Genomic DNA, 18,801 nt, shown 5'->3' on the forward strand with positions numbered 1-18,801 from the left:
TGGTGTTACTGGGCGGCTTCGAAGAGCGCCATGACTTCGACCGACGGGTCGGTGAGCGTGAGCGTCACGACCGGTCGCTTGTGGTCGGCGAGCACGGACGCGTCGCCCGATGCCTGCGCTTCGATCAGCTGGCCGAAGGTGAAGGGGAGTCCCGGGATCTCGAGGTCGACATCCGTGCGCTCGGTGATCTGCAGGAAGACGCCGACCGCGGGGCCACCCTTGTGGAACTGCCCGGTCGAATGCAGGAAGCGCGGTCCCCATCCGAATGTCGTCGGGCGACCGCAGTCGGCGGCGACGAGTTCGCGGAGCCCGGAGAGCTGCGGGATCGACAGGCGATCGACGTAGGCCTGCACGGCGACGTAGCCGTCCGCGGGCAGCCGCGACCACAGCGCGTCGAGGACCCCGGCGATCGTGCCGGATGCCGCGAGCTCGGGGTCGCTGACGCGCACCTCGACGCCGTCCACCACGAACGCCGGCGGAGCGGGTTCGGGACGCGCCTCGAGCAGGGCGCGCGTGGCGATCTTGGCCGACTCGACGTCGGGCTGATCGAACGGGTCGATACCGAGAAGGCGACCGGCGATCGCCGTCGCGTACTCCCACACGATGAACTGCGCGCCGAGCGAACCGCTGACGAGAACCTCGCCCGGGTGCCGCTCGAACAGGTGGAAGTGCTGGGCGTCGTCGACGAGACGCACGATCTGCAGATCGGGCAGGTCCTCGTCGAGTTCGGGCGAGACGGGCAGGAGGACGACGGGCAGGATTCCCGTGCCCTGCTTGCCAGTCGACTCGGCGACGAGCTGCTCGATCCAGTCGGGCAGCCCCACGATGTGGGTTCCATCGCTGATCAGGCCCATCTTGTCGCGTCGGGGGTTCGTGCCGGCGATCGCGGCGGCGAGAACCAGTGCGGGGTTCTCGGGGCTGTCGATCGCGACCTCGAGGAGGGTCGCGTCGGCCTCGTCGAGCAGCTCGCCGATGTCCACACCGGCCAGACCCGAGGGGACGAGTCCGAAAGCGGTGAGGGCCGAATAACGTCCGCCGACGTTGGGGTCGGCGTTGAAGACGCGGTAGCCCGCGGCGCGAGCCGAGGCATCGAGGGGCGACCCCGGGTCGGTCACGACGACGATGCGCTCGGCGGGGTCGATGCCGAGGTCGCGGAAGGCGGCCTCGAACGTGCGGCGCGCGGAGTCCGTCTCGACCGTGGAGCCCGACTTGGACGACACGATCAGCGCGGTGCGGTCGAGGCCACCGGTCTCGGAATCGCCGTCGAGCGCCGCGAGCACCTGGCCGGGGGCCGTGGAGTCGAGGATGACGAGGGGCACCCCGGACGTCTGCGTGATGACCTCGGGTGCGAGCGACGAGCCGCCCATTCCGGCAAGCACGAAGCGGTCGACACCGCGGGCCAGGAGATCAGCGCGGAGCGCCTCGATCTCGGCGACCAGCGGACGCGAGACCGTGACGGCCTGCACCCAACCGAGACGCTTGGATGCCTCGGCCTCGGCGGCCGGACCCCACAGGCTCGCGTCACCGCTCGTGATCCCGGAGGCGACGAGGTCGGCGACGAGGGTCGGCACGACGCGTTCGACGGCCTCTCTCGGCGCACCCGAGACGTGGATCTCGAAGCTCATCGGGCCGACTCCGGGGCTCCGGCGAGGGCCTTCGCGACGGTCTCCTGCAGGTCGTGCCACGATGCGATGAACTTCTCGACGCCCTCGTCCTCGAGGACCTGCGTGACGTCGTCGATGTCGACGCCCACGGTCGCCAGCGCGTCGATGACCGAATGCGCGTCGGAGTAGTTCGTCGTGATCGTGTCGCCGGTGACGACTCCGTGGTCGAAGGTCGCCTGCAGCGTCTTCTCCGGCATCGTGTTGACGGTGCCCGCGGTGACGAGCTCGGTTACATAGAGCGTGTCGGGCAGGGCCGGGTCCTTGACACCCGTCGAGGCCCACAGGGGCCGCTGTGCGTGCGCGCCCGCTTCGAGCAGGGCCACCGCGCGCTCGGACGCGAACTTCTCCTCGTACAGCTCGAAGGCGAGTCGGGCGTTGGCGATGCCGGCTTTCGACTTGAGGGCGAGCGCCTTATCCGTGCCGATGGCGCCGAGGCGCTTGTCGACCTCGGTGTCCACGCGCGAGACGAAGAACGAGGCGACCGACTCGATCGACGCGAGGTCGATCCCGGCCGCCCGGGCCTTCTCGAGCCCGGCGAGGTACGCGTCGATGACGTCGGCGTAGCGCTCGAGGCTGAAGATCAGCGTCACGTTGACCGAGATCCCCGACCCGATGACCTCGGTGATGGCCGGAAGCCCGGCCTTGGTCGCCGGGATCTTGATGAGGGCGTTGGGGCGGTCGACCGCCGCCGACAGCTCCTTGGCCTGCGCGATGGTCGCGTCGGTGTCGTGCGCGAGGTCGGGGGATACCTCGATCGAGACACGGCCGTCGACGCCGTTCGTGGCGTCGAAGATCGGACGGAAAATATCGCACGCGTCGCGTACGTCGGTCGTGGTCAGCGAGAGGATCGCCTCGTCTGCGGTGGCACCGGCCGCGCGCTGCGCGTCGATCGCCTCTTCGTAACCGATTCCGGCCGAGATGGCGCCCTGGAAGATGGTCGGGTTCGTCGTCACGCCGACGACGTTCCGCGTGTCGATCAGTTCCTGCAGGTTTCCGGTCGTGATGCGCTGACGCGACAGGTCGTCGAGCCAGATGCTGACGCCGGCGGCCGAGAGATCTGCGGTGGGGGTGGTCATGCGTTCTCCTTGAGGGTCTCGCGCGCCGCTTCCACGACGGCCTCGGCCGTGATGCCGAACTTCTGGAACAGGGTCTTGTAGTCGGCCGATGCACCGAAGTGCTCGATCGAGACGGAGCGGCCGCGGTCGCCCACGATGCCGCGCCAGGGCAGGGCGATGCCGGCCTCGACCGACACGCGCGCGGTGACGGATGCGGGTAGGACGCTCTCGCGGTACTCCGCATCCTGCTCGGCGAACCACTCGAGCGACGGGGCCGAGACCACGCGTGCGTTGACTCCCTCGGAGGCCAGCGTCTGTCGTGCCGCCACGGCGAGCTGAACCTCGGAGCCCGTGGCGATCAGGATCACATCGGGCGTACCGCCGGGCGCCTCGGCCAGGACGTAAGCGCCGCGCGTCGCCAGTTCGGCCGACGCGAACGTGTCGCCGGATGCTTCGCCCGCACCGCGTTCGAACACCGGGATGTTCTGACGTGTCAGAGCGATACCGGCGGGGCCGGCGTGACGGCGCAGCAACTCGAGCCAGACGACGGCCGTCTCGTCGGCGTCGGACGGGCGTACGAGCGCGAAGTTGGGGATCGCCCGCAGCGTCGCGATCTGCTCGATCGGTTGGTGGGTCGGGCCGTCTTCGCCGAGCGCGACGGAGTCGTGCGTCCAGACGAACAGCGAGGGAACGTTCATCAGGGCGGCGAGACGCACCGGCGGGCGCATGTAGTCGCTGAAGATCAGGAACGTGCCGCCGAACGGGCGCGTCGGGCCGTGCAGCACGATGCCGTTGATGATCGCGCCCATCGCGTGCTCGCGGATGCCGAAGTGCAGCACGCGGCCGTACGGGGATCCGGTCCACTCGTGAGTGGACCATTCGGCGGGGATGAAGGACTTCGCGTTCTTGATGGTGGTGAGGTTCGACTCGGCCAGGTCGGCCGAGCCGCCCCAGAGCTCGGGAAGCTTCTCGGCGAGGGCGTTGATCACGAGACCCGATGCGGCGCGCGTCGAGACCTCTTTGCCGGCCTCGAAAGCGGGCAGCGCGTCCGCGATGTCGGCGGGCAGTTCGCGCGCCTGAAGACGGTCGAGCAGCGCCTTGCGGTCGGGGTTCGCGGCGGACCAGGCATCGAACGCGGTCTGCCATTCGGCGTGCGCTGCGGCCCCTCTGTCACGGAGTCCGCGGGTGTGGGCGATGACAGCGTCGTCGACCACGAAGTTCTTCTCTGGGTCGAATCCGAGCACCTTCTTCGTGGCGGCCAGTTCGTCGGCGCCGAGCGCCGAGCCGTGGATCTTGCCGCTGTTCTGCTTGCCGGGCGACGGCCAGCCGATGATCGTCTTGAGGATGATGAGCGAGGGCTTGCTCGTCTCGCCCTTCGCCGCCTCGATCGCCGCGTACAGCTCGGCGACGTCTTCGACGTACTGGCCGGTCTTCTTCCAGTCGACCGTCAGCACCTGCCAGCCGTAGGCCTCGTAGCGCTTCGCGACATCCTCGGTGAAGGCGACGTTCGTGTCGTCCTCGATCGAGATCTGGTTCGAGTCGTAGATCGCGATGAGGTTGCCGAGCTCCTGGTGGCCGGCGAGCGAGGATGCCTCGCTCGTGACGCCCTCCTGCAGATCGCCATCACCGGCGATGACGTACACGAAGTGGTCGAAGGGTGAGGCTCCGGCCGCGGTCTCGGGATCGAACAGCCCGCGCTCGTACCGGGCCGCGTACGCGAACCCGACGGCCGAGGCCAGGCCCTGGCCAAGCGGGCCGGTCGTGATCTCGACGCCATCCGTGTGGCCGAACTCGGGGTGTCCCGGGGTCTTCGAGCCCCAGGTGCGCAGGGCCTCGAGGTCTTCGAGTTCGAGGCCGAAGCCGCCCAGGTAGAGCTGGATGTACTGCGTGAGCGACGAGTGCCCCACGGAGAGGATGAAACGGTCGCGCCCGAGCCAGTGCGGGTCGGCCGGGTCGTGTCGCATCACGCGCTGGTAGAGGAGATACGCCGCGGGGGCGAGGCTCATCGCGGTTCCCGGATGGCCGTTGCCCACCTTCTCGACCGCATCTGCCGCGAGCACGCGGACGGTGTCCACGGCCTGCTTGTCGATCTCGTCCCAACGCAGTTCCGACACCGGACCGCCCTTCGTCTTGGGGAGCGCCTCAGCCGCCTCTCGAGCACACGCCGAATCGTTTTCGGGGGTGTTCACGGGGGAGGGCGCGAGGGCGCATGTCATGTGGTTCCAGCATAGCGAAGGGGCATCCCCGCGCGGCGGGTCGTGCGAGGCGCGGTGTTGCCGTGCCGCTGCTCGGGGAGGGACGCCGCGCCGATGCCATAGACTCGAGGCGTATTTGCGAGCGCCGAGCGGGGAGCGATGGACATCACGACGACGCCTGACATCCGGGCATCCGACGCCCCCGCGGCTCCGCGATCCTTCGGTCGCGCGCTGCGTGCCTACGTCGCTCTGACGAAGCCCCGCGTCCTCGAACTGCTGCTCGTCACGACCGTTCCGGTCATGATCCTGGCTCAGAACGGGCTCCCCAACCTGTGGCTCGTCCTCGCCACGGTGATCGGCGGTTCGCTGAGCGCCGGGTCCGCCGCGGCGTTCAACATGTACCTGGATCGCGACATCGACGCTCACATGCAGCGCACCGAGAACCGGCCGCTCGTGACGGGCGAGGTCTCGCCGCGCGGCGCTCTCGTCTTCGCCTGGTCGCTCGCGGTGTTCTCGACCCTCTGGCTCTGGGCGACGACCAACGCCCTGGCCGCGATCCTGTCGGCGACGGCCATCTTCTTCTACGTCGTGATCTACACGATGATCCTCAAGCGTCGCACCGAACAGAACATCATCTGGGGTGGGATCGCCGGGTGCTTCCCGGTCGTGATCGGCTGGTCGGCCGTCACCGGTTCGCTGAGCTGGACCGCGCTCATCCTGTTCGCGCTCGTCTTCCTCTGGACGCCGCCGCACTACTGGCCTCTGTCCATGAAGTACAAGGCCCAGTACGACAACGTGGATGTGCCGATGCTCGGTGCCACCCGCAGCGGGGCTCAGGTCGGCCTCCAGGTCATCCTGTACGCCTGGGCGACGGTTGCGTGCTCGCTGCTGCTCATCCCCGTTGCGAACATGGGGATCGTCTACACGGCATCCGCGCTCGTGTTCGGCGGGTGGTTCATCTACGAATCGCACCGGCTCTACAACCGTGCCGTACGCGGCACCGAGCCCGCGCCGATGCGTGTGTTCCACGCGTCCATCACGTACCTGACGCTGCTGTTCGTCGCGATCGCGGTCGACCCGCTGCTTCCGTTCTAGCCGCAGAACGCCGATCGCCGGGCCGCTGAAATCCTCAGCTTCCCGGCGATCGGACGTGCGGCGCGCCCGCGCTCAGTTCTTGGGCGGGGCGACCTGTTCGCCGGGCACGGCGGCCGGGTCGGCCTGCACGGCAGCCTCGTCGGCGGTCACACCGTCGACCACGACGGTTCCGTTCGGGCCGGGCTCGACCTCGTCGACACCGTCGTCGAGCGTGTCGGCGACGATGACGAGAGGCTCATCACGCTTGACCAGTGATGCGGCGACGGCGAGCGTCAGCGCGAACGCGAGGCCGATCAGGCCGGCTCCGATCAGGACGGATCCGAGAACGGCCCACGACTGACCCGCGTAGACCTCGACGCCGGTTGCGCTGCCATCGAGGATCGAGGAGGTCATGACGCCGAGCTTGTCGAGGGTGAGCCACAGACCGACACCGCCGGCTGCTACGGAGCCGACGATGAGGGCCCAGTAGGGAATGCTGCGGACGAGGCGGGGACGGGCGGTCATAGGTTCTCCTTGTTCGAGGCGCGGCGTAACGAGCCGCGGGAGAGACTATTCCGGGCTCGGTCGTGCGGGACCTATCCGAAGCCTATGTGTTCGCTGTGCGTGCGACCGGGTCTGCGACGGGCGTGCGGCTCTATCGCGCGGATACGGATGTCGCGGGCGCGGCCTCGTCGGCTGCGATACCCGCCCCGCCCGATACCTTCAGGTGCATGATGACCGCGGTCATCGCCGCCACCAGCAGCACCGCCAGCACCATGTGGATGTTCACGAGCGCGACCGGAAGGCCCGTTCGCGCCTGCCACAGGCCGACGGCGATCTGTACAGCTTCGACGGCCAGCAACATCAGAACCCAGCGCCGCAGCGGAAGTCGCCAGCTGCCCACCAGCAGGAGCAGGGTGAGCGCGAGGGTCGCGTATGCCGGCCAAGAGTGCAGGTGCTGCATGAGCTCCGGGTCGAGTCCGTTGCGCGCGGCACCCGCGTCTCCGGCGTGCGGTCCGGCGCCGGTGACCACGATCCCGACCAGCACGGTGACGAGCACGACCACCGAGGTCAGGTGGGCGAGCATCGCGAGCCCACGAGGCACGACGGGTATGCGTCGGCCGGGCGTCGAATACACGCGGACGACGAACACGGTCGCGAAGGCGACCAGCACGACCGACGCGAAATAGTGGAGGCCCACGACGTAGGGGTTGAGGTTGGTCAGCACCGTGATGCCGCCGATGACAGCCTGGATCGGCACGTACAGACCGATGATCAGCGCGAGCCAGAACAGGTCGGGCCGGGCGCGACGCATCCGAACGACGAACAAGAATGTCACGATCGCGACCGCCACGAGCACGAACGTCAACAGGCGGTTGCCGAACTCGATGATCCCGTGGATACCCATCTCGGGAGTGTTCACGAACGACTCGGGCGTGCAGCGCGGCCAGGTGGGGCAGCCCAGCCCCGAGGCGGTCAGCCGAACCAGACCGCCGGTACCGACGATCGCGACCTGCACGACGAACGTGGCCCAGGCGGCGACGATGACGCGCCGATCGACGGTGTCGGGGAGCATCCGCCAGATTTTCTGCGCGCGACCGGGTTCCTGCGACAAGCGGATCGCCTCCTGGGGGCATGCCGCGTCGGGTCGGGCGCGGGCGGTGGTCGGCCCGCCGGTCGGGTCGACCCTGTAGAATCGAGGGGTTGCGGTGCGCGTGCGAAAGCACTCGACGCGCTGCCAACAGTTTAGGCGCGCGAACCGTGTGCCCCTGAGCCTGGCCCGGAAACGGCGGACCCCGTTCTCGCACACAGAGAACGAATGGATCGCCGGGGCGGATGAAACCGTTGCGGCCAAGAGGAGAGTGTGACCATGTCTGACGTCCTGATCGATCGCCCCGAACTGGCGGGGCTCGGAGTCTACGAATTCGGCTGGCACGATCCCGACGCTGCGGGGGCCGCCGCCAAGCGCGGCCTCAGCGAAGCGACGGTGCGTGACATCTCGGCGCTCAAGGCCGAACCCGAATGGATGCTGCAGCGCCGTCTGAAGGCGCTCGAGCTCTTCGGCCGCAAGCCCATGCCGACGTTCGGCGCCGACCTCAGTGAGATCGACTTCGACAACATCAAGTACTTCGTGCGCTCGACCGAGAAGCAGGCGCAGTCCTGGGAAGACCTCCCGGAAGACATCCGCAACACGTACGAGCGCCTGGGAATCCCCGAGGCCGAGCGCCAGCGCCTCGTCTCGGGTGTCGCGGCGCAGTACGAGTCCGAGGTCGTGTACCACCAGATCCGTGAGGACCTCGAGGCGCAGGGTGTCATCTTCATGGACACCGACACCGCGCTCCGTGAGCACCCCGAGATCTTCGAGGAGTACTTCGGGACGGTCATCCCGTCCGGCGACAACAAGTTCGCGGCGCTCAACACCGCGGTGTGGTCGGGTGGCTCATTCGTCTACGTCCCGAAGGGCGTGCACGTCGAGATCCCACTGCAGGCGTACTTCCGCATCAACACCGAGAACATGGGCCAGTTCGAACGGACCCTGATCATCGCGGACGAGGGCAGCTACATCCACTACATCGAGGGCTGCACGGCTCCGATCTACAAGAGCGATTCGCTGCACTCCGCCGTCGTCGAGATCATCGTGAAGAAGAACGCCCGCGTTCGCTACACGACGATCCAGAACTGGTCGAACAACGTCTACAACCTCGTCACCAAGCGTGCGGTCGCGCACGAGGGGGCGACGATGGAGTGGATCGACGGCAACATCGGCTCCAAGGTGACGATGAAGTACCCGGCTGTCTATCTGATGGGCGAGCACGCGAAGGGCGAGACGCTGTCGGTCGCTTTCGCCGGTCCGGGTCAGCACCAGGACGCCGGCGCCAAGATGATCCACATGGCCCCCTACACGCAGTCCTCGATCGTGTCGAAGTCGATCGCTCGTGGCGGCGGACGCGCGGGATACCGCGGTGAGGTTCGCGTCGACGCGAATGCGCATCACTCGGCCAACACGGTCCGGTGCGATGCCCTGCTGATCGATACGATCTCGCGCAGCGACACGTACCCGGCCATCGACATCCGCGTCGACGACGTGCAGCTGGGCCACGAGGCGACCGTCTCGAAGGTCAGCGAGGAGCAGCTGTTCTACCTGCAGTCCCGTGGCATGGCCGAGGACGAGGCGATGGCCATGATCGTGCGCGGATTCATCGAGCCGATCGCCCGCGAACTGCCCATGGAGTACGCCCTCGAGCTGAACAAGCTCATCGAGATGGGCATGGAAGGAAGCGTCGGATGATTCTTCGACCGACGACGAAAGGACGAGTCGGAGCGTGACGACGACAACGACCACCCCCCGCCAGGTGCCCGGAAACGTGCCCCACACCGACGGAGGATGGGGGCAGACGACTGCGCGCACCATCCCCGTCCAGACGCGCTCCGCGCGCCCCCGTTCGTTCGTGCCCGCCGACTTCTCGCGGCCCACGGGCCGCGAGGTGAACTGGAAACAGACGCCCGTCGCGCGCCTCGCCGCGCTCTTCGACGACGTCGCCGGTGACGAGGGCGCCGTGGGCATCACCGTTACGGGTCCGCTCGCCGCCGCCGGGCTGAAGGTCGGCCAGTCGCCCCGCGGCGAGGTCTTCGAACCCGAAGACCTGCCGAGCGCCATCGCCTGGTCGCGTACCGCCGAGGCCCTCTACCTCGCGGTGCCCGCGAACGACGAGCTCGCCGAGCCCGTCGTCGTGGAGTTCATCGGCGCCGGTGCGGGCCTGCGTGCACACGCGCACGTGGTGATCGAGGCGCGCGAGAACTCCAGCGCGACCGTCATCCTGCGCCACGAGGGCTCCGCGGCGTTCGCTCAGAACGTCGAGATCATCGTGCGCCAGGGCGCCCGGTTGAACGTCGTGTCGGTGCACCGCTGGGACGACGATGCCGTGCACGCCGCGGCTCACCAGGCGCGCGTCGAGCGCGACGGAAGCCTGCGGCATTCGGTCGTCAGCTTCGGCGGAGGCGTCGTGCGCGTCAACCCGTCGGTCGACCTCGCGGGCGCAGGCTCCGAGGGCGAGGTCTACGGTCTGTCGTTCGCCGACGCCGGCCAGCATCTCGAGAGCCAGGTGTACGTCCACCATCGCGGACCGCAGACGCGCGCTGACGTGCTCTACAAGGGCGCGCTCCAGGGCGTCGGCGCTCGTTCCGTCTGGATCGGCGACGTGCTGATCGGGCCGGATGCCACGGGCACCGATTCCTACGAGGCCAACCGCAACCTGGTGCTGACCGAGGGCGCGCGCGCCGACTCGATCCCGAACCTCGAGATCGAGACCGGAGACATCCAGGGCGCCGGGCACGCGAGCGCCACCGGACGTTTCGACGACGAGCAGCTCTTCTACCTGCAGGCCCGCGGCATCAGCGAGGACGAGGCGCGGCGCCTCGTGGTCATCGGCTTCCTCGCCGAGATCGTCCAGAAACTCGGTGTCCCGGCCCTGGAAGAAGAGCTCACCGCCGCGATCGAGGCGGAGCTCGCCGAGGGCGTCGCGTGACACTGCAGCGCGCCTGCGCCCTGAGTGAGCTCGAACAGGACACGGCCAAGCGCGTCGAACTCGACGGCGTCGCGATCGCCGTCGTCCTCGACGGTAATGGCGAAGTCCACGCGATCGGCGATGTCTGCACACACGGAGACATCTCGCTGTCGGACGGTTTCGTCGAGGGTGAGACGCTCGAGTGCTGGGCCCACGGCTCGGCGTTCTCGCTGCGCACCGGCCGTCCCCTCAACCTTCCGGCATACGAGCCGGTACCCGTCTTCGTCGTCCAGATCGACGGTGACGACGTTCTCATCGATCCCGCTTCCACCGTGGCCGTCTGACCGGCCGAGTCCGTTAGGAACCCCTTCACATGTCTGTCCTCGAAGTTCGCGACCTGCACGTCACCGTCGAAACGGATGCCGGCGTCACGCCCATCCTGAACGGCGTCACCCTCACCATCCGCACGGGCGAGACCCACGCGATCATGGGCCCCAACGGCTCAGGAAAATCGACCCTGGCGTACACGATCGCCGGACATCCGAAGTACACCGTCACCTCGGGTTCGATCACGCTCGATGGCGAGGACGTCCTCGCGATGTCCGTTGACGAGCGGGCGCGGGCGGGGCTGTTCCTCGCGATGCAGTACCCGGTCGAGATCCCCGGGGTCACCGTCAGCAACTTCCTGCGCACCGCCAAGACCGCGATCGACGGCGAGGCGCCCTCGATCCGCAACTGGGTCAAGGACATCCGCGTCTCGATGAAGAACCTGCGCATGGACCCGAAGTTCGCCGAGCGCAACGTCAACGAGGGCTTCTCGGGCGGCGAGAAGAAGCGTCACGAGATCCTGCAGCTCGAGCTCCTGAAGCCCCGCATCGCGGTGCTCGACGAGACCGACTCGGGCCTCGACGTCGACGCGCTCAAGATCGTGTCGGAGGGTGTCAACCGCGCCAAGGCCGAGACTGATCTCGGCGTCCTGCTGATCACGCACTACACGCGCATCCTCCGCTACATCGCGCCGGACTTCGTGCACGTGATGGTCGCCGGTCGCATCGTCGAAGAGGGGGGTCCCGAGCTCGCGGACCGCCTCGAGAACGAGGGTTATGACCGGTTCCTGGACACCGCTTCCGAGCCCGCCGCACCCGCGGGCGCTTAGGATATATCCATGACCGCGACGCTCGCTCCCGAGAAGTACGACGAGGTCTCCGAGGCGCTCAAGGACGTCATGGATCCCGAACTCGGGATCAATGTGGTCGACCTCGGCCTGATCTACGACCTCGGCTGGGACGACGAGAACGACGCCCTGGTGATCCACATGACGCTCACGAGCGCCGGATGCCCGCTGACCGATGTGCTCGAAGAGCAGACGGCGCAGGCCCTGGACGATGTGGTCGAGCGCTTCCGGATCAACTGGGTGTGGATGCCGCCCTGGGGTCCCGAGAAGATCACCGACGACGGACGCGACATGATGCGCGCCCTCGGGTTCTCGATCTAGCCGTACCTCGCTCGGCCGCCTGACGGCGCGCCGCGCCGCGGTCGGTAGGCTCTCAGGGTGACCGTCGTGCCCCTCGAAGCGCTTCCCCTCGATCGGTTGCGCGAGCGTTCGAGCGTCAAGTGGCGCCGCTACCCGGCCGACGTTCTGCCGATGTTCGTCGCCGAGACGGACTATGCGCTCGCTCCCGCAATCACCGCGGTGCTTTCGCGGGCGGTGGAGCTGGGCGACACGGGGTACACGTCACCGGCTTCGGGGATCCGCGAGGCGTACGCCGCCTTTGCCGCACGTAGATTCGGATGGGATGTATCGCCCGACGCTATTCGCTCGACCGGTGACGTGATCATGGGTGTCGTCGAGATCCTGCGCCGCTCGATCTCGCCCGGTGACCGGGTCATCGTAACACCGCCGGTGTACCCGCCTTTCTATGAGGCGATTCCCGAGGCCGGTGGCGAGGTCGAGCGTGTTCCGCTGCTGCAGCGCGACGGGGGGTTCGAGCTGGACCTGGCCGGGATCGAGGCGGCACTACGCGACGGGGCGCGGGCCGTGTTGCTCTGCAATCCGCACAACCCGACTGGCACAGTCCACTCGAGGGAAGCGCTCGCGCGCCTCGCCGAGATCGCCGAGGCGGCCGGAGCCATCGTCGTGAGCGATGAGATCCACGCCCCGCTCACCCAGCCGGGCATCGGTTTCACGCCGTTCCTGGACGCATCCGATGCCGCCGCCCGCGTCGGTTATGCGGTGACGAGCGCGAGCAAGGCGTTCAACCTCGCCGGGCTGAAATGCGCACTCATGATTGCCACCGATCCGCGGCGATTCGACGTCGTTCGGGGACTCCCGGAGGAGGTCGAGTGGCGTACGGGTCTATTCGGGGCACTCGCGGGCGTGGCGGCATTCCAGCCCGAGAGCGATGCCTGGTTGGATAGCCTGCTCGCGGCGATCGACCAGAACCGGCGCTTGCTCGCCGCGCTGCTGGGGGAGTACGTGCCCGGCGCGCGCTATGACATGCCGGCCGCCGGATATCTGGCCTGGGTCGACCTGTCAGAGCTCGGGTGGGGCGAGAATCCCGGTGTGAAGATCCTGCGTGACGCGAAGGTCGCCCTGCATTATGGACGGGCGTTCGGCGCGGAGGGTGCAGGGCGCGTGCGCATCAACATCGGCTGCTCACCCGCGGTGCTCACCGAGGCCCTCCAGAGGATCGGAGCTCTGATCGAGAGGTGAGCGGCGCGGTCCCCACCCCGCCGGTCGCTGCAGAGCCGACTTCGATCTGGCATCCCCGTCTCGTCTGGGTCACCCTCGGCGCCGTTGCGCTCATCTTCCTCGCGGCGACCCAGTCGCTCGCGATGACGACGGTCATGCCGATCATCAGTGACGACCTGTCCGGCGACTCGCTGTACGCCTTGGCGTTCGCGGGGACTCTCGCGACCGGGGTGATCGGGATGGTCGTGACCGGGGCGTGGTCGGATCGTTCGGGGCCCAAACCCGCCCTCTACGCCTCTATCGCTCTGTTTCTGATCGGCCTGATCGTGGCGGGCGTGGCGCCGAACATGCAGACGCTCGTGGTCGGGCGTCTGCTGCAGGGACTCGGAACCGGGGGACAGACGGTCGCGCTCTATGTCGTGGTCGCCCGCATCTACCCGCCTGCCATTCACGGCCGGGTGTTCGCCGCGTTCGCGGCAGCATGGGTCGTGCCCTCGCTGGTCGGGCCGCTGTTGGCCGGCGCCGTGACCGAGCACCTGCACTGGCGCTGGGTCTTCTTCGGTGTCGCGATCTTGACGGTCCTCGCCTTCACGGCCGTCGCCCTCCGTCTGCATGCGCTGGATCTGCGAACGCTGCAGCCGACACGCATCGGCTTCCTGCGGCGGCTCGGTCTTGCGCTGCTGGTTGCGGCATCAGTGCTGCTGCTCGGTATGTCGGGCGGGTTCGGGGTCGCGAGTCCGTTCGTCGCCATCGCCGCCGCCGTGGCGATCGGTTTCGCGGCACGTCCGCTTCTGCCGCCCCGGACGCTTCGTGCGGGACGCGGCCTGCCCAGCGTGATTCTGCTCCGCGGCCTGATCGCCGGGGCGCTCTTCGGCGCCGAGATCTATGTGCCGTATCTGATGATCGACCGCTACGGGTTCTCGCCCACGTGGGCAGGGCTCGGGCTCACGACGGCCGCTCTCGCATGGGCTATCAGCGCCGATATCCAGGGGCGCTTCGGTGATCGCATCGGAAATCGCCGAATCGTGCTCATCGGTAGCGCGCTGCTGACGGTCGCGACGGTCACCGCTGCGGTCTGCGCCGTGACGTTCGCGCACCCCGCCATCTTGATCGCCGGATGGACGTTATCGGGTGCGGGGGTCGGTCTGGTCTATTCGCGGCTCACAGTGCTCACGCTGGCTTACTCGAGTCCGGGGAACCAGGGCTTCAATTCGTCGGCGCTGTCGATATCGGATTCGACGGGCGCTGCCGTCACCATCGCCGTGATGGGACTCGTGTTCACCGGACTGTCGGGCACGGGATGGGAGTTTCCCGCGGTCTTCGCGTTGGCGGCGGGGATCGCGGTGTTCGCGCTGGTTCCCGGGTTGCGTCTCGACGCGCGTGATACAACCGGCGAGGACTCGCTCCCCGTCGGCTCTCCCGTCCGGTAACGGGGTGCGCGCGAGTTCCGGCTCGTATCCGTCTCAGGGGGGAGGCGGTCGGTCGTTGGAAACCCGAATAATCGGAGCATGAGCAAGACGATTCGCACGCCAGGAGCCGACGTGCTCACCACCCGGGGACGCGGCACAGTCGTCGATGTTCGGGCTACCCCTTCCGGCCAATTCGTCATCGGGGTCGAAGACGCAACCGGCGAGGTCGGTTACTTCACAGAGAGGGCGCTTCGTCTCGCGGACTGCTAGGACGTGGCGCCGACACGGAACTTCGGGCCGGGACGGGTCCGCGGTCGAACATCCCCTTCTCAGAAGGGTGGTGGGTCGGTGTTGGGGGTGAAGTGGACGGCGGGTGGTGGTTTGTCGATGTAGACGTGGCCGCCCGGGGAGGTCCATTCGAGGATTCCGCCGCCGAGTTGTCGGACGGTCCAGCCTGTTTCGCCTTTCAGGGTGTGGTGTCTCTTGCAGAGGCAGGCGAGGTTGCAGGCATCCGTGGGGCCACCCAATGCGTAGTCGTGGGTGTGGTCGCGGTCGCATCGGTGTGCGGGTTGCCGGCACCCGGGGAACCGGCAGTGCCGATCCCGTGCGCGCAGGAACCGTTTCATGTCCGCCGACGGTGTGTATCGGTCGACGGCGAGAACGCATCCGGTGATCGGGTCGGCGAGGACCCGTTCCCACCCCGTCGCGTGTCCCGCGAGCTGGCGGGCGGTGGCGGGGTCGATCGGGCACCGCCCGGCGAGCTCGGCGGGTTCATCGGTCACCCCGGCCAGAGCGAGGGCGGGGACGGTGACGTTCACGATCCCCCGGATCGCCCCCAGCCCACCGAACCCGTCCGACATCCCGGGCCCGGTTTCGACGGTCGGTGTGGTGGTGAGCAGCATGTCCGCGACGAGGTCCGCACGGATCTGATCCAGGGTCCGGGCGTCGGTCGGGTCGGCGTTCTTGATCGCCCGCGCTTGTTGTGTGATCCGGTCGTGCATCGCATGCGCCAGCACGGCGGGTTGGATGGTGCTGAACTCCGCCATCCCGTCCCCGAGGTCCCGCACACACGCACCCCGCGACGCACGCGCCTCCCGGTGACGCTCCGTCAACGTCCTCGGCTGCAACGATTCCGCGAGCCGCGCCAACGCAGACCCCAAACGGCCGGGCGTGGTTCCCTCCGCCCGGACCAACGCCTCGCGCTCGAACACGGCCCGCGCTTCGGCATCCGTGAGCGGCAGTCCGTGTTCCATGATCACCGCAACATGCCCCGCACCGATACGGCCTTCGTCCCACGCGTCGAACGTCGCGGGAAACGCCTCGGCAAGGGTCGCGGCGTCGTTCATGCGGCGTTGCACCGTCCGGTCGGACATGTTCGCCGCGACACCCAACTCCGCCGCCAACGCCCGCACCGGCAACTCCGCCTCACGCGACGAGACCGACACCAGCTCGGCAACACGGCGCATCCCGAGGCCGGCCGCATCCGCCAACACCCGCGCCTGCGCGGCCTGCGCCCGCGCCACCGCCCGCGACGCCTCTGCGAACCGCACCGCGAGATCACGCGCGGCAACATCGACATCGTCACCGGACGCGACACGTATGTTCGAATGCATGTTCGAAACTCTACGGACGACCACCGACATCCAACGCCCGAAAAGCACCGAAATCACGCCAAAACCGAGCGCGAAAGATGAGAGTCTTCACATGCTCAGACACGCCCGGCCGTGTCTCCGAACACTCGGAGCACACGGTGGCCCGGCAGCGAGGACGGGCCGTCAGCCGCGCGTGCGACGATCCGCGGCGCGCACGAGCATCCACGCGGCGGGAACCAGCAGCGCGGCGAAGGCCGCCTTGATCAGGCCGGGCACGATGAACGGCAGCACTCCCGCGCCCATGATCGAACCGACGGACACGTCGGCACCGAGGACGGTCGCCAGGATGAGTGCCATGTACGGCACACCGATCAGGAACGGGATGATGCTCGCCGCCACGAATCCCACGAATGCGAGGACCGGACGACGGTCCCACGCGCGCTGAGCGAACCATCCCGCGACGAATGCCGCCGGGATGAAGCCGACGATGAACCCGAACGAGGGAGCCAGCACGTAGGCGGGACCCGCGATCGGCCCGGCGAAGATCGGCAGGCCCGCGAGGCCGAGCAGCATGTACGACGTCAAGCTCACGGCACCGCGCCGGGCGCCCAGGGCGGCGCCCACCAGGATGACTCCGAGCGTCTGGCCCGTTATCGGCACCGGGCCGATGTAGAACGACACCTTCGCGAGCAGCGCGACGACGGCGACGCCGGCCAATACCAGGGCCGCGTCCATCGTGAATGCCCGCGCACGGGTCGAGGGACGGGAGATGATGTCGGCGAGGACGCGGCGAGATCCAGCGGCGGGGGCGACGGCGGTCATGAGGACTCCTTATGCAACGGAACGACAGGGTGCAACGGAACGACAGGACGACGGCGCGTCGGGGCGACAGTGACTCTCGTCGTCTGGGCGGTGGTGCTCGATCGCGATGGGTGCGCGCTCCCGACTTATACTAGGGGGCTGGCACCTCTGCCCCCTTTGTACCCACCCCACCGACGGAACGGACATCCGCTGTGCTCGCCGTGCACGATCTCGAGATCCGCGTGGGCGCCCGAATCCTCATGTCGGGCGTCACCTTCCGCGTCTCTCCGGGCGACAAAGTCGGGCTCGTGGGACGTAACGGGGCGGGCAAGACGACGCTGACCAAGGTTCTCGCGGGCGATCTCCCGCCCGCGGACGGACGCGTCGAGTCGACGGGCGAACTCGGGTATCTGCCGCAGGACCCGCGCTCGGGTGATCCCGACATGCTCGCCCGCACCCGCATCCTCGATGCCCGCGGCCTCGGCACGCTCGCGATCGGCATGCACGAAGCCACGCTCGCGATGGCGGACGAGGATCCGGATGTCTCGGCCCGAGCGATGAAGACGTACGGCCAGCTCACCGAACGTTTCGAGGCTCTCGGTGGCTACACGGCCGAGGCCGAAGCCGCGACGATCTCGCACAATCTCTCGCTGCCGGACCGGATTCTCGACCAGCCGCTGCGCACCCTGTCAGGCGGTCAGCGTCGCCGCATCGAGCTCGCGCGCATCCTGTTCTCGGATGCCGAATCGATGATCCTCGACGAGCCGACGAACCACCTCGACGCCGACAGCGTGGTGTGGTTGCGCGAGTTCCTCAAGAACTACAAGGGCGGGCTGATCGTGATCAGCCACGACGTCGAGCTCGTGGGCGAGACCGTCAACCGAGTCTTCTACCTGGACGCGAACCGCCAGGTCATCGACGTCTACAACATGAACTGGAAGAACTACCTGCGCCAGCGGGTGGCCGACGAAGAGCGCCGCAAGAAGGAGCGCGTCAACGTCGAGAAGAAGGCGACGGCCCTGCAGCTCCAGGCCGCGCGCTTCGGTGCGAAGGCCTCCAAGGCCGCGGCTGCGCATCAGATGGTCGCCCGTGCCGAGAAGATGCTGTCCGGCCTCGACGAGGTCCGTCAGGTCGAGCGCGTCGCGAAACTCCGCTTCCCGAAACCCGCGCCGTGCGGCAAGACGCCGCTCATGGCATCCGGGCTCTCCAAGTCGTACGGTTCGCTCGAGATCTTCACGGATGTCGATCTGGCCATCGACAGAGGGTCCAAGGTCGTCATCCTCGGCTTCAACGGCGCGGGCAAGACCACGCTGCTGCGAATTCTCGCGGGTGTCGACAAGCCCGACACGGGACAGCTGGAGCCCGGCCACGGGCTGAAGATCGGCTACTACGCCCAGGAGCACGAGAATCTCGACGTGAACCGTTCGGTGCTCGAGAACATGATGTCGGCGGCGCCCGACATCACCGCGACCGAGGCGCGCAAGGTGCTCGGATCCTTCCTCTTCACCGGTGACGACGTGTTGAAGCCCGCGGGGGTGCTGTCGGGTGGTGAGAAGACACGCCTGTCTCTCGCGACGCTCGTCGTCTCATCCGCGAACATGCTGCTGCTCGATGAGCCCACGAACAACCTCGATCCCGCCTCGCGCGAAGAGATCCTCGGCGCCCTCTCGCACTACGAGGGCGCGGTCGTGCTCGTGTCGCACGACGAGGGAGCGGTCGAGGCGCTCAACCCCGAACGTGTGCTGATCCTGCCCGACGGGGTCGAGGACATCTGGAACCGCGAATACGCGGACCTCGTCTCGCTCGCCTGACGC

The 18,801-nt window shown here is 67.9% G+C and carries 17 protein-coding genes; 10 read left to right on the plus strand and 7 right to left on the minus strand.

Translation table 11 applies throughout. The annotated features are described in order from the left end of the window. Positions 1-5: 5 nt before the first annotated feature. The 3 genes from C2868_RS05395 to tkt are packed head-to-tail and all read right to left on the minus strand — an operon-like array spanning position 6 to position 4,833. A complete protein-coding gene (locus C2868_RS05395; protein WP_100811018.1) occupies positions 6-1,625 on the minus strand; it encodes a glucose-6-phosphate isomerase in 1,620 nt (539 codons plus the stop codon). Further along, positions 1,622-2,740, minus strand: coding sequence for a transaldolase (tal, locus tag C2868_RS05400; RefSeq protein ID WP_100811017.1), 1,119 nt, complete (start codon positions 2,738-2,740; stop codon positions 1,622-1,624). The genes C2868_RS05395 and tal overlap by 4 nt, the downstream gene beginning before the upstream one ends. Continuing rightward, positions 2,737-4,833 (minus strand): transketolase, encoded by a 2,097-nt coding sequence (gene tkt, locus C2868_RS05405; protein WP_103663082.1) that lies wholly within the window; start codon positions 4,831-4,833, stop codon positions 2,737-2,739. Before tkt ends, tal begins: the two co-directional genes overlap by 4 nt. 240 nt (positions 4,834-5,073) lie before the next feature. Between tkt and C2868_RS05410 the strand changes: the two genes are divergently transcribed. Next, on the plus strand, positions 5,074-6,009 hold the full coding sequence (locus tag C2868_RS05410; protein ID WP_100811016.1) for a heme o synthase: 936 nt from the start codon (positions 5,074-5,076) through the stop codon (positions 6,007-6,009). A 72-nt stretch (positions 6,010-6,081) separates the two neighbouring features. Here C2868_RS05410 and C2868_RS05415 read toward each other — a convergent pair whose 3' ends face one another. Together C2868_RS05415 and C2868_RS05420 are read right to left on the minus strand one after the other, a co-directional pair. Next, positions 6,082-6,513 (minus strand): dinucleotide-utilizing enzyme, encoded by a 432-nt coding sequence (locus tag C2868_RS05415; RefSeq protein ID WP_100811015.1) that lies wholly within the window; start codon positions 6,511-6,513, stop codon positions 6,082-6,084. Positions 6,514-6,643: 130 nt separating this feature from the next. After that, positions 6,644-7,564 (minus strand): heme A synthase, encoded by a 921-nt coding sequence (locus C2868_RS05420; protein ID WP_100811014.1) that lies wholly within the window; start codon positions 7,562-7,564, stop codon positions 6,644-6,646. Positions 7,565-7,858: 294 nt separating this feature from the next. On the opposite strand from C2868_RS05420, the gene sufB reads away from it, so the two are divergent. From sufB to C2868_RS17380, 8 genes are all read left to right on the plus strand, one after another. Beyond that, the gene (sufB, locus tag C2868_RS05425) at positions 7,859-9,277 is read left to right on the plus strand and encodes a Fe-S cluster assembly protein SufB (protein ID WP_100811013.1); all 1,419 of its coding nucleotides are present in this window, start codon (positions 7,859-7,861) and stop codon (positions 9,275-9,277) included. 34 nt (positions 9,278-9,311) lie between these two features. Beyond that, positions 9,312-10,514, plus strand: coding sequence for a Fe-S cluster assembly protein SufD (gene sufD / locus C2868_RS05430; RefSeq protein WP_100811012.1), 1,203 nt, complete (start codon positions 9,312-9,314; stop codon positions 10,512-10,514). After that, positions 10,511-10,837, plus strand: a complete 327-nt coding sequence (locus C2868_RS05435; protein WP_100811011.1) for a non-heme iron oxygenase ferredoxin subunit — start codon at positions 10,511-10,513, stop codon at positions 10,835-10,837. Before sufD ends, C2868_RS05435 begins: the two co-directional genes overlap by 4 nt. Before the next feature lie 29 nt (positions 10,838-10,866). Then, positions 10,867-11,649 (plus strand): Fe-S cluster assembly ATPase SufC, encoded by a 783-nt coding sequence (gene sufC / locus C2868_RS05440; RefSeq protein ID WP_100811010.1) that lies wholly within the window; start codon positions 10,867-10,869, stop codon positions 11,647-11,649. Between the two features lie 9 nt (positions 11,650-11,658). Next, positions 11,659-11,988 (plus strand): metal-sulfur cluster assembly factor, encoded by a 330-nt coding sequence (locus tag C2868_RS05445; protein ID WP_036295934.1) that lies wholly within the window; start codon positions 11,659-11,661, stop codon positions 11,986-11,988. Positions 11,989-12,045: 57 nt separating this feature from the next. Continuing rightward, entirely contained in the window at positions 12,046-13,206 is a 1,161-nt protein-coding gene (locus C2868_RS05450; protein ID WP_100811009.1) for a MalY/PatB family protein, read from the plus strand. Further along, positions 13,203-14,615 carry an MFS transporter gene (locus C2868_RS05455; protein WP_100811008.1) on the plus strand — a complete coding sequence of 471 codons (1,413 nt, stop codon included), beginning with the start codon at positions 13,203-13,205 and terminating at the stop codon, positions 14,613-14,615. The genes C2868_RS05450 and C2868_RS05455 overlap by 4 nt, the downstream gene beginning before the upstream one ends. A gap of 78 nt (positions 14,616-14,693) precedes the next feature. Further along, positions 14,694-14,864: a hypothetical protein gene (locus C2868_RS17380; RefSeq protein ID WP_181003348.1), complete on the plus strand. Its 171-nt coding sequence runs from the start codon at positions 14,694-14,696 to the stop codon at positions 14,862-14,864. 59 nt (positions 14,865-14,923) lie between these two features. On the opposite strand, the gene C2868_RS05460 is transcribed toward C2868_RS17380, so the two are convergent. Both C2868_RS05460 and C2868_RS05465 read right to left on the minus strand, forming a co-directional pair. Beyond that, a complete protein-coding gene (locus C2868_RS05460; RefSeq protein ID WP_157813918.1) occupies positions 14,924-16,207 on the minus strand; it encodes an HNH endonuclease signature motif containing protein in 1,284 nt (427 codons plus the stop codon). Positions 16,208-16,369: 162 nt separating this feature from the next. Then, entirely contained in the window at positions 16,370-17,008 is a 639-nt protein-coding gene (locus tag C2868_RS05465; protein WP_100811006.1) for a biotin transporter BioY, read from the minus strand. 191 nt (positions 17,009-17,199) lie between these two features. Here C2868_RS05465 and C2868_RS05470 point away from each other — a divergent pair, with 191 nt between their 5' ends. After that, positions 17,200-18,798, plus strand: a complete 1,599-nt coding sequence (locus tag C2868_RS05470) for an ABC-F family ATP-binding cassette domain-containing protein (protein ID WP_100811005.1) — start codon at positions 17,200-17,202, stop codon at positions 18,796-18,798. The last annotated feature ends 3 nt before the right edge of the window (positions 18,799-18,801 follow it).

This window comes from Microbacterium sp. CJ77, assembly GCF_002911615.1.
Taxonomy (GTDB): Bacteria; Actinomycetota; Actinomycetes; order Actinomycetales; family Microbacteriaceae; genus Microbacterium.